Origin of the sequence: Morganella morganii (genome assembly GCF_019243775.1) — a bacterium.
Taxonomy (GTDB): Bacteria; Pseudomonadota; Gammaproteobacteria; order Enterobacterales; family Enterobacteriaceae; genus Morganella; species Morganella morganii.
Genome location: NZ_CP069157.1, coordinates 2083773 through 2096683 on the forward strand (window position 1 = coordinate 2083773; position 12911 = coordinate 2096683).

A 12911-nucleotide genomic window follows, 5' to 3' on the forward strand; every position below is an offset into this window, starting at 1 on the left:
CATCATGAAATCATGTAAAACCACTGCACCTTTTAATATTTAAACTCACCACCATGATTATAGTTTCATTAAATTAAATCACCTTCCAATAAGAAGTGAAAATTAGAAATAAACTTCACTATAAATAGTATGGATTAATAATATACAAGATATTGATGTGTCGATTCAGTCGACATATCAATATCTGAATAAACTAAGGGTGACATATCCGTTTTGGTTGCTCAGTACCGAGACTGAACCGGAGCTATTTAAAGCACAGAAAAGAGAATAACCGAAAATAAAAATACAATTACAACCGCCGCGAGTAATACCCTGAATATCCCCTTCACCGTCTGTTCAAGAAATACCAGTCCGTGTTTGTTACCCATCTCGTTCAAGATCCATCATTTTACTCATTTTATTTTTAGTTATGTGAAACCCATCACGATATGATGATATTACTTATTCATTTAGTCAATAAATATACTGTTACCGGACTCTTTTTTTGATGACCATCAGTGTCACCCGCTCAGCAGACAAGGCAGTGCCCTGCATTCAGATCTGACGTATTTTTTATCCGTTTTGCTCTTCACCGGGGAAAAAACACATTCCCGCAACCGAACTGAAACAATTCATCGGATGCTGCCAATCAGTTGATAATGCTTTATCACTGAAAGTATGACGCAACGCAACAAACCCGGTATCATCATGTTATTACTCATTTTTTACCCTTACAACACTATGCCTTTCATAAAACAGATCTGACATAAATACAACGTTAATTGCAATTAATTCCAACTTATTCAAAATAACCAGATTTATAATCCGCAAACACCCTTTCAACCTCCCCAAAAGCAGTTCATCTGTTTTTTTTACTAAAAAAATGTGTCTGAGCGCAATTTTCATTTGCCTTAAGATCGAAAACCCAATAAATTACGCCTCAAATTGGTTTAACCCAAAATTTTCATGCAGTCATCCGCAACGATACAGGCGTGCCTGACACAACCTGGTTTGCATCCCCATTTTTATGATGGACATATATTATTAATATAATTAACTAATCTGATTTTTTAACAAAACTTTTGATTCAACACCGGGTTTATTGCTGACACCGCAATAAGTCACATCATCGTATTACCTGAAAAGAATAAATATCATCATGGCTTACGCACATAAAAAACACTTTAATAAAACATTACTGGCATTATTACTGACTTCACAAAGCACACTGGCATTTTCCGCAATGGATTATGAAGTCTCAAAGATAAAAGATATTGGTCAGTCATCATCTGTTTCTGTTGATGGTAAAGTAATTGCCGGAACTTATGAAATCTCAAATAATAACTATCGTCCTTTTATTATTATTGATGGCAATGCAGTTGACCTGAGTAAATATGCAGCCGGGAATAACAGTATTTATGTCTCCGGCCTTTCAGCAGACGGTAATATCGCCATCGGTTATATCGTTGATGTAAATAATAAATCTGACTCTAAAATGTATATTTATGATACCAATACCGATACGGTGAATATCCCTGATCAGCAGGCATTTGCCAGTGTCGCTTCCCTGGGTATTTCCGGTGACGGTAAAACCGTTATCGGCATTGCAGACGAAAAAGCTTTCCGCTTTAGCGGACAGGACGGCATTACATTATTAGATCCGTCAGAAACAGCAACCTCCACCGCAAACGGCGTTAATTATGACGGCAGTGTAATTGTCGGCCGCTTCATCAGCGGCAGTGGTCAGGCATTTAAATATACCGGTGATAAAGGCATGGTTTCACTGGGCACCCTGAGAGAAGAGAATGCGGGCGAATCCGGCGCTAATGCCGTATCCGCTGACGGGCTTGTTACCGTAGGCTGGTCAAATATCAGTGAATATGAAACACATGCGATGAGTCATACCGATAAAGACGGTATGCGTGATCTCGGCACCCTGAAGAAAGATAACAGCGGCTATTCCAGTGCTTCATCTGTTTCAAGTGACGGACAATTTATTGTGGGTTCATCCGATAACGAAGATGATATCGCACGTGGCTTTGTCTATGTTTCAGGTGAAAAAAAGATGTACGAACTGAAACCACTACAGGAAAGCTTTGAAGGTGAATCCAGTGCGGAAGCCATTTCTGCGGATGGCAAAGTGGTCGCCGGTTATGTGCAGAATGACAATAATGAAACATCCGCTGTTCTATGGAAACTGGACTATAAACCACCAATGACCCCGCTTGAGCCGTCAAAACCGGTTGATCCGTCTGAACCACTGACACCGCTTGAGCCATCAGAGCCGGTCAAACCAGTCAAACCAATCCTGCCGCTGACACCGGTTGACCCGGCTGATAACGGCGGTATCACGGCCTCTGATCCTGTTGATATTATTAAAACCCGCAATACAGTAACAAAACTGGCAAACAGCAGTTATCAGGTTCTGGATTTATACCAGACCGCCCTGTATAACCTCGCGGAAAGCCGTTGCCAGATGGGTGACGATAATTACTGCGCCGGCCTGTTTACCCAATATGACAATGTGCATCAGAACAGCCGTGTGGCCACCGGCGTATTTGGTTCATTCCGTTTACCGGCAGAAAACTGGACGCTGGGCGCGTCACTGAATTTCGCCGTAAATACCCGTCTGGCCGATGGCTACGACACCCGCGGCAATAATCATCCCGGTGTTGGCGCATGGCTGCGTTATCAGGAAAATAAAGATAACTCCGGCTTTAACAGTGAGCTTTCCGCTGCATTTTTACAGCAGGGTCTGGAAATCACCCGTCAGGCACAACGGGGCACTGAAACCGGAAAAGGCAATTCTGATATCAAAGGTTACTATGTAAAATTCACCACCGGTTATGGCATTACCGTGAGTGCAAATACCCTGGTGACACCACTGGCTGCTATTAAATATCATAATGTCACCCGTGCCGGATATACAGAATCAAATGGTATTGATTTCCCGGCAACCTATGGCCGTGCCGGAAATAAAAACCTTGATTTACAACTCGGCGTGGATTTGAAACATCAGTTTAATAAGAGCACAGAACTGGATGCAGGTATCGGCGCGGATATTAAACTCAGTCACCAGCGTGATGCCTTTACCGGCCATATTCAGTATGTGAACGATGCTGATTATATTTATGATCGCGGCAACAGCCAGAGTGTAAAACCGTATGCCCGTGCCGGTGTGAATTACTTTATCACGGAGAACTCAACCCTTCGCGGCGATATTGGTTATCACACCACGGATTACCGTAATGATGGTTTGCAGATTGGTCTCAGCTATTCATACCACTGGTAACCACTGTTTCAGTTAATTAAAATCATCCGGCAATAACTATTTATTGCCGGATTTTTATTATCTGTACAACCTGTTTTATTTCTGTTTTTCCGTATCCGCAGAATATGAGAGATAATGCACAACCGTTTTGCTCCGGATAATAGCATTTAACTGACTGTCAATCCGGCGATCATCCACGGTTGCCCGTTTATGCTGACGGTGATGTTCTGCCGGGGATGACACCATAAATGTCTCCATAAATTCATCCTGCGTACCGGGAACCGAAAACAGCCCTCTGGAATAACCACCATCCCGTAACCGGATCCGTTTTAATTGCTCCATCAGTGCAAAAAATTGCGCCTGATGTTCCGTATCCACTTTATACTGAATACACACCATCACCGGTTTTTTATCTTCCTCAGAATACGGTAATTCCTCCGGCATTGTCAGATGTTCAGACGGTGATAGATTGATATTGTCGTGGTCAATTTTCACTTTCAGCACACATAACCAGACAACAATAATACCTGCTGCCGCCGCAAGCAGCGCGATTGTTATTGATGTGTGTGAGGCAATCTGCCCCCAGATTAATGACCCCAGTGCCATTGACCCCGAGAATACCGTCAGATACAGCGCCAGTCCTCTCGCTCTGACCCAGTCCGGCAGTGCTGTCTGCGCTGACACCATCAGCGTGGAGAGCGTGATCAGCCAGCTGAACCCGGCAATAATACTGCCGGCGATTGCCAGATATTTTGATGTGGTCACGGCAAAGATCACCAGCACAATAACCGTTCCGGCAGTCCCGGCAGTCACTAATATTCCGGTACTGAACCTGGCCCGCAGCGCAGATAAACTGAATGCCCCGGCGACCGCCCCGATACCGATACTGGTGGTTAAAATCCCGTATAACGTTGCATCCCCCTGAAGCGACACTCTGGCAACCAGCGGCAGCATTGCCCAGTAAGCACTGGCGAACACAAAGAAGGCGGCGGCTCTGATAATGGTTTTAATCAATGCCGGACTGTAACGGGCATAGCGCAACCCGGAAATCATCGCGGCGACAACAGATTCCGCCGGTAAGGTATTTTCTTGGTGTTTCTCCCCTTTCCACCACCATACCGCCACAATAATGGCAATAAAACTGAGTGCATTAAGCATAAAAGGAAGATAAAGCCCTACTTGTGAAATCAGCACACCGGCCAGAGCCGGGCCAATGGCACGGCTGATATTAATCCCCATACTGTTCAGTGCGATCCCCGCTTTTAATTCATGCGGAGCCACAATACCCGGGACAATCGCCTGCCATGCCGGGCCTAAAAAAGCCGCACCGGATCCGAGAATAAAGGTAATTAACAATAACCAGCCAATACTGACCACATTGAAATAGACCAGAACAGCCAGTAATGCAGCGGCAAAAAACATCATGATATTGACAAATATAAGCAGCTTGCGCTTATCGAAAATATCAGCAATCGCCCCGGCCGGTAAGGCTAATAAAAAGACCGGCAATGTGGTCATCGCCTGAATGGTGGCAATCATGACAGGATCAGGACTCAGATTGGTCATCAGCCATCCCGCACCGACATCATTCATCCATGTTCCGATGTTAGAAAATAATGTCGCCATCCATAACACAAAGAAAATACGGTTACGCAGCGGCGACCAGGCTGATGATTGCGGATTAGTCATGTGAATATGATCTCCGGTTTAATATGGCCGGTGTTTTACCACCAGCCACAGTATTAACATGTACAGCGATAATTAAAATGCAAAGCAGGAACAGCCCAGCGCGCCCCAGAAGGCATTATCATCCGCAACCGGCACAGACGATTTACGGGCGATATCATGCTGGTGTCCGTGAACATGACACGAACCGCAGCACTGGTGTAACTGATTCAGGATCGCAGCTTTATTTTCCTGCTGTAAATAAGAGTAGTGTCCCGGCACTTTAATAACCGGTGACCAGTCAGGTAATACCGGAATTGACGGCGGTGCCAGCGGCCCGAAAATACCGTTGCCGTAAACAACCTCGCCGTTCACCACCGTCAGCAGGGATTCTATCGCTTTAATTTCCGCTTCCGGCACACGGAAATAATCGTCAGATAAGGCAATAAAATCTGCAAACTGCCCTGATTTAATCTGCCCTTTTTTACCCTGTTCATCAGAGAACCAGGAGCTGCCGATAGTCCATAACTCTAACGCGGTATCCCGGTCTAACCGGCTATTGTCGTCATACATCTTCATACCGCCGACTGTCCGGCCCGACACCAGCCAGTAAAGCGCTGTCCACGGGTTATAACTGGCTACGCGCGTCGCATCCGTTCCCAGGCCGACCGGCACTTCCGCGTTCAGCATTTTAGCCACCGGCGGCGTGTGTTTCACCGCTTCATGACCATAGCGGTCCGCAAAGTATTCGCCCTGGAATGCCATTCGGTGCTGAATTGCCAATCCGCCGCCCAGCACTTTTACCCGTTCAATATTTCGCTCACTGATGGTTTCCGCGTGATCGAAAAACCAGTGCAGGCCGTCAAACGGGATCTCTTTATTTACTTTTTCAAACACATCCAGCATACGGCTGATGGATTGATCATAAGTGGCATGCAGACGGAACGGCCAGCGGTGTTCAACCAGGTGGCGGATCACGGCTTCCAGCTCCGCATCCATATTATCCGGCAGATCCGGTCTCGGCTGCAGGAAATCCTCAAAGTCAGCCGCAGAGAATACCAGCATTTCCCCTGCACCATTGTGACGGAAAAAATCGGTTCCCTCTCCCGGCGACACCATCGATGTCCATTCGCGGAAATCCTCCAGTTCCTGTTTCGGACGCTGGGTAAATAGGTTATAGGCGATACGGATAGTCAGTTGATTCTGTTTTGCCAGCTCCGCGATAACCTCATAATCTTCCGGATAGTTCTGGAATCCGCCCCCGGCATCAATCGCACTGGTTACCCCGAGACGGTTAAGTTCGCGCATAAACTGACGGGTTGAATTAACCTGATAATCCAGCGGCAGTTTCGGGCCTTTCGCCAGCGCGGAATACAGCAGCATGGCATTGGGTTTTGCAATCAGCATGCCGGTCGGGTTACCGTGCTCATCCCGCTGAATTTCACCGCCCGGCGGGTTCGGGGTATCTCTGGTATAACCGATCACACGCAGTGCCGCTTTATTCAGCAGCGCGCTATCATAAAGATGCAGCACAAAAACCGGGGTATCCGGTGAAACCGCATTGATTTCATCTAATGTCGGCATCCGTCTTTCGGCAAACTGGAATTCACTCCAGCCACCCACAACACGGACCCACTGCGGCGCCGGCGTCACATCAGCCTGTGCTTTTAACATCGCCAGGGCATCCGATAATGACGGCACACCTTCCCAGCGCAATTCGAGGTTATAATTCAGTCCGCCGCGGATAAGATGAAGGTGCGAATCATTCAGGCCGGGAATAATCACCAGCCCTTTAAGATCAATAATCTCTGTTTCTTCATTCCGTAACTGCATAACTTCATCGTTGGTTCCGACAGCAATAAATTTGCCGTCACGGACAGCAACGGCCTGAGCAACGGGATTTTCACGATCGAGTGTATGAATATCACCGTTGATAAATATTTTTGATGCGAAGCGTTTATTCATGATGATGTGTTTCCTGTTTATGAGGAACTCACTGCTTATCAAATACTGTTGCGGCAAGCGGTATAGGAAAAAATAACCGGAGAGCGACCTCTCCGGTTGTTACGCTGTTACTTAATAACGCGCTGAGGTGCTTTATGAACCATAGTATAGGCGTAATCGACACCCATGCCGTAAGCACCGCTGTGCTCCTGAACCAGCCCCATTACTGCGTCATAGGTTTCTTTACGGGACCAGTCGCGCTGGTACTCCAGCAATACCTGCTGCCAGGTCACAGGAATAGCCCCGGCCTGCACCATACGATCAATAGAACGTTCATGCGCATCAACTGAGGTACCGCCGGATGCATCTGTCACAATATAAACTTCATAACCGGCTTCAATCGCCATTAAGGTCGGGAAATTCAGGCAGACTTCTGTCCATAATGCCGCCATCACTAATTTTTTACGTCCGGTGGCTTTAACGGCTTCGACAAATTTCGGGTCTTCCCAGGAATTCATGGAGGTACGTTCGATAGGTTTTGATTCAGGATGGACGGCCAGTAATTCAGGCCAGATATATCCGCTGAAGCTTTCTGTTTCAACGGAGGTATAAATTGTCGGCACATTGAAAATTTTTGCTGCTTTTGCCAGGCCAACGGTATTATTTTTCAGCTGCTGGCGGTCGATATTTGCCACACCAAAGGCCATTTGCGGCTGATGATCAATAAAAATAACGGCAGAATTTTGTGGGTTTAACAGTTCTAATTTAGACATAATGCGTTCCTGTTCAATTGGTTAAATTGATAAAAATAAATATTAATCTTGCTCACTGACAGGAAACATAATAGGCCGGCACCGGATAATGACCAGATGCCAAATTTGACTTTAGAAGTCAAAAAAAATGAACGATATTTGTTATTTGTTGATTATATTGTTTTTTATGCTGGTTTTTTCGGAGTAAATGGCAATCGCTTTATGCACCTATAACAATATGCTCATTATAGTTTAACTAAAAAACAGCATATTAATTCTTTCTTTGTTTTATTGTTCCGGAATGAAATGATATCTACTGATCGTCGTATGTTGATGATCATTCGTTATTCAGATGATCCTCAAAAATATCTCATTTTGTCCTTCATCACTCTTTTCTTATTTTATCTTTTTATACCAGCCATAATGTAAGTATCACGGTAAAAAGATGCGATAATACCGACTTTAATACCTCATTCAACTTGTGCTTGGCGCTGCTAATAAGTACCAGATACAACAACCGCCAAAAATAAAAAAGCCCATTTTTACATGGGCTTAACTCATTATTTTGCCAGCCACTGCCAGCTAATTTCTTATTGCAGGATCATTCCCACTCAATCGTCGCCGGTGGCTTGCCGCTGACGTCGTATACGACACGGGAAATGCCGTCGACTTCATTGATGATGCGGTTGGAGACGCGGCCTAACAGGTCGTATGGCAGATGTGCCCAGTGTGCGGTCATAAAGTCGATGGTTTCGACTGCGCGCAGTGAGACAACCCAGTCGTATTTACGGCCGTCGCCCATGACACCGACAGAACGCACCGGCAGGAAGACAGTGAATGCCTGGCTGACTTTATGGTACAGATCCGCTTTGTGCAGCTCTTCGATAAAGATAGCATCAGCACGGCGCAGGATGTCGCAGTACTCTTTTTTCACTTCACCCAGTACGCGGACACCCAGACCAGGGCCCGGGAACGGATGGCGGTACAGCATATCGTACGGCAGACCCAGCTGCAGACCGATACGGCGGACTTCGTCTTTAAACAGTTCGCGCAGCGGCTCAACCAGTCCCAGCTCCATATCTTCCGGCAGGCCGCCGACGTTATGGTGGGATTTGATCACGTGGGCTTTACCGGTTTCAGAGGCGGCAGATTCAATCACATCCGGATAGATAGTGCCCTGTGCCAGCCATTTGACTTGTTTCTGTTTTGACGCTTCTTCATCAAAAATTTCAATGAATGTATGGCCGATAGCTTTACGTTTGGCTTCCGGGTCTGCAATACCTTTCAGGGCATTCAGGAAACGGTCTTCCGCTTTGGCGTGGATGATATTGAGGTCAAATTTGCCCGCAAACATCTCCATAACCTGCTCTGCTTCGTTCAGGCGCAGTAAGCCGTTATCCACGAATACACAGGTCAGGCGCTTACCGATAGCACGGTTTAACAGCATGGCAGTCACAGATGAGTCCACACCACCGGAGAGTGCCAGGATAACATGATCATCACCAATCTGCTCACGCAGACGGATAACGGTGTCTTCAATAATGGCTTCCGGAGTCCACAGGGCTTCACACTGACAGATATCCAGCACGAAACGTTTGAGGATTTCCTGGCCCTGGTGAGTATGGGTCACTTCCGGGTGGAACTGTACGCCGTAGAAACGTTTTTCGTCGTTTGCCATGATCGCAAACGGACAGGTTTCGGTGCTGGCGACAGTCACGAAATCAGACGGGATAGCGGTAACTTTGTCACCATGGCTCATCCACACATCCAGCAGCGGTTTGCCGTTGTCATCCAGCATATCCTGAATACCACGGAACAGTTCGCAGGTTTCGCGGATTTCAACCTGTGCATAACCAAACTCGCGCTCGTCAGAGGTTTCTACTGCGCCACCGAGTTGCATAGACATGGTCTGCATGCCGTAGCAGATACCGAGAACCGGTACACCGGCGCTGAAGACATACTCAGGCGCGCGCGGGCTGTTGTGTTCAGTGGTGCTTTCCGGGCCGCCGGAGAGAATAATACCGTTCGGATTGAAATTACGGATCTGTTCTTCAGTGACATCCCATGCCCACAGTTCACAATAAACGCCGATTTCACGGATACGGCGCGCGATCAGCTGAGTGTACTGCGATCCAAAGTCGAGGATAAGAATGCGGTGCTGATGAATATTCGTTGTCATTAATGTATGTTCCAAGAGCAAACAATTATAGGCTGGCGGTCCACAGACCGCCGCATGAATCAGAGACCTGAACGGTAGTTTGGTGCTTCTTTGGTGATAGTCACATCATGAACGTGACTTTCCTGAATCCCGGCACCACTGATACGGACAAACTCTGCTTTAGTATTCAGTTCGTGAATAGTTGCACAACCGGTCAGTCCCATGCAAGAGCGCAGGCCGCCCATTTGCTGGTGAACGATGGTTTTCAGTACACCTTTGTAAGCCACACGGCCTTCGATACCTTCCGGCACCAGTTTGTCAGCGGCGTTATCGGTCTGGAAGTAACGGTCAGAAGAACCTTTGGACATCGCACCGAGTGAACCCATACCACGGTAAGATTTGTAAGCACGACCCTGATAGAGTTCCACTTCGCCCGGAGATTCCTCGGTACCGGCGAACATCGAACCGACCATCACACATGCCGCACCGGCTGCCAGCGCTTTCGCGATATCACCGGAGAAACGGATACCGCCGTCAGCGATAACCGGAATGCCGGTGCCTTCCAGCGCTTCAACAGCATCAGAAATAGCCGTTAACTGTGGTACGCCCACGCCGGTTACGATACGGGTGGTACAGATAGAACCGGGGCCGATACCCACTTTCACTGCGCTGACACCGGCTGCTGCCAGGGCTTTCGCGCCTTCGGCTGTGGCGACGTTACCGCCGATGATCTCGAGATCAGGGTATTTTTCACGGGTTTCACGGATGCGCTGTAACACGCCTTCGGAATGACCGTGAGAGGAGTCGATTAACAGAACGTCCACACCGGCAGCCACCAGCGCATCAACACGCTCTTCGTTACCGGCACCGGCACCGACTGCTGCGCCGACACGCAGACGGCCGTGCTCATCTTTACAGGCGTTTGGTTTACGCTCTGCTTTCTGGAAATCTTTTACAGTGATCATGCCGAGCAGATGGAAGGAATCATCCACCACCAGCGCTTTTTCCACGCGGCGCTCGTGCATTTTTTTCAGAACCACTTCGCGGGCTTCGCCTTCGCGGACGGTTACCAGACGCTCTTTCGGGGTCATGACGGCAGTCACCGGCTGATCCAGGTCAGTCACGAAACGCACGTCACGGCCGGTGATGATACCGACTAATTCGTTATCGGTCGTGACCACCGGATAACCGGCAAAACCGTTCTGTTCAGTCAGGGTCTGGACTTCGCGCAGTGTGGTGCACGGAGTAACAGTCTGCGGATCAGAAACAACGCCGCTTTCGTGTTTTTTCACACGGCGGACTTCATCAGCCTGACGCTCAATGGACATATTTTTGTGAATAAAACCGATGCCGCCTTCCTGGGCAAGGGCAATCGCCAGACGGGCTTCCGTTACGGTATCCATCGCCGCCGAGATCATCGGGACGTTCAGACGGATTTTCGCGGTGAGTTGTGTCGATAAATCGGCAGTGTTGGGCAGAACTGTGGAGTGTGCAGGAACTAAGAGAACATCATCAAAGGTTAAAGCTTCTTTTTTAATACGTAACATGTGCAATATCTCACCAGGCAGCAGGATTGAAAGAAGATAAAATATTGCCGCGGCATTATACAGGTGGTAATCGGTTGCGCCTAGCCTTTTTTTCAAAAATTCGTTGCTAATCTGTCAGAAGGCGGTAGTATCGGACAATTAAGTCCTTGTTTTATTATTTGATCTGGCTCACATGTTGCTACCTGAAAATACCGCAATTTTTACTGTTACCCGGTTAAATACGACTGTCCGGCAGTTACTCGAGCTGGAAATGGGCCGGATTTGGATCAGCGCGGAGATCTCCAACTTTTCGCGCCCGTCTTCCGGTCACTGGTATTTTACCCTGAAAGATGAAAAATCCCAGGTGCGGGCAGCCATGTTCCGCGGCAACAACAGCCGTGTGACATTTGCGCCGCAGAACGGGCAGCAGGTGCTGGTACGCGCTGCGATCACGCTGTATGAGCCGCGCGGGGATTACCAACTGATTGTTGAGTCCATGCAACCTGCCGGTGAAGGTCTGCTTCAGCAGCAGTTTGAACTGCTGAAAGAGAAACTGAAAGCCGAAGGACTGTTTGATACCCATCTGAAAAAACCGCTGCCGGTGCCTGCCACCTGTGTGGGCGTGGTGACATCCGCCACCGGGGCCGCCCTTCACGATATTCTGAATATTCTGCGCCGCCGTGACCCGTCACTGCCGGTGATTATCTACCCCGCTCAGGTTCAGGGTGCTGATGCACCGGCACAGATTGTCCGTGCAATTGAAACCGCTAACCGCCGTAATGAATGTGATGTGCTGATTGTCGGGCGCGGCGGCGGTTCACTGGAAGATTTGTGGAGTTTCAATGATGAGCGGGTGGCGCGGGCCATTTTTGCCAGCCGGCTTCCGGTGATCAGTGCCGTCGGTCATGAAACGGATATCACTATCGCCGATTTTGTCGCGGATTTGCGGGCACCAACCCCGTCGGCGGCGGCAGAACTGGTCAGCCGTGACCTGACAGAGCGCCTGCGGCAGATCCAGTCAGTACAACAACGGCTGGAAATGGCGATAGATTATTTTATTGCCAGAAAACAGCGGTTGTTCAGCCAGTTACATCACCGCTTGCAGCAACAGCATCCGCAACTGCGTCTCGCACGGCAGCAACAACTGATTCAGCGCCTGGAACAACGGCTGATTCAGGCCGGACAGCTTATGCTGACTCAAAAGTCCCGTCAGCTGACACAAACAGAACAGCGTCTGATGCGCCGGGATCCGCGCCCGCAACTGCAACAGCAGCAGCGCCATGTTCAGCAGTTGCAGTACCGTCTCTCCTCTGCCATGCGTGAACAGCTCAGTCAGCAACGCGAACGGTTTGCCCGTCTCTGCTCTACACTCGAGGGTGTCAGCCCGCTGGCAACACTCAGCCGGGGCTTCAGTATCAGCCAGACAGACAGCGGTGAAGTGCTGAACAAAACCCGTCAGGTAAAAGTCGGGCAGAAAATCACCACGCTGTTACAGGATGGCAGTGTGGAGAGTGAAATTATCGCCGTGCACAAAAAAGCGGCTGCCCGTAAACGGAAAGCCGCTGAGTAACATCCGATTTTACCGGTGACATTGTCACACATTAAGTGACAGTGTC

Annotated in this window: 7 protein-coding genes; 2 read left to right on the top strand and 5 right to left on the bottom strand. The window is 48.4% G+C overall.

Annotated features, from left to right (window positions below):
* The first annotated feature begins 1138 nt into the window (after positions 1-1138).
* On the top strand, positions 1139-3271 hold the full coding sequence (locus JL661_RS10090) for an autotransporter domain-containing protein (RefSeq protein ID WP_062771749.1): 2133 nt from the start codon (positions 1139-1141) through the stop codon (positions 3269-3271).
* Between the two features lie 75 nt (positions 3272-3346).
* Here JL661_RS10090 and JL661_RS10095 read toward each other — a convergent pair whose 3' ends face one another.
* From JL661_RS10095 to guaB, 5 genes are all read right to left on the bottom strand, one after another.
* Positions 3347-4939 carry an MFS transporter gene (locus JL661_RS10095; RefSeq protein WP_036414650.1) on the bottom strand — a complete coding sequence of 531 codons (1593 nt, stop codon included), beginning with the start codon at positions 4937-4939 and terminating at the stop codon, positions 3347-3349.
* Positions 4940-5011: 72 nt separating this feature from the next.
* On the bottom strand, positions 5012-6880 hold the full coding sequence (locus tag JL661_RS10100) for an amidohydrolase (protein ID WP_004237400.1): 1869 nt from the start codon (positions 6878-6880) through the stop codon (positions 5012-5014).
* Positions 6881-6987: 107 nt separating this feature from the next.
* Positions 6988-7632: a hydrolase gene (locus JL661_RS10105; RefSeq protein ID WP_004237401.1), complete on the bottom strand. Its 645-nt coding sequence runs from the start codon at positions 7630-7632 to the stop codon at positions 6988-6990.
* Positions 7633-8212: 580 nt separating this feature from the next.
* A complete protein-coding gene (gene guaA / locus JL661_RS10110) occupies positions 8213-9790 on the bottom strand; it encodes a glutamine-hydrolyzing GMP synthase (protein ID WP_004237402.1) in 1578 nt (525 codons plus the stop codon).
* 59 nt (positions 9791-9849) lie between these two features.
* Entirely contained in the window at positions 9850-11316 is a 1467-nt protein-coding gene (gene guaB, locus JL661_RS10115) for an IMP dehydrogenase (RefSeq protein WP_004237403.1), read from the bottom strand.
* Between the two features lie 172 nt (positions 11317-11488).
* On the opposite strand from guaB, the gene xseA reads away from it, so the two are divergent.
* Complete coding sequence (gene xseA / locus JL661_RS10120) at positions 11489-12865, top strand: exodeoxyribonuclease VII large subunit (RefSeq protein ID WP_062771752.1); 1377 nt, start codon at positions 11489-11491, stop codon at positions 12863-12865.
* Positions 12866-12911 lie beyond the last annotated feature (46 nt).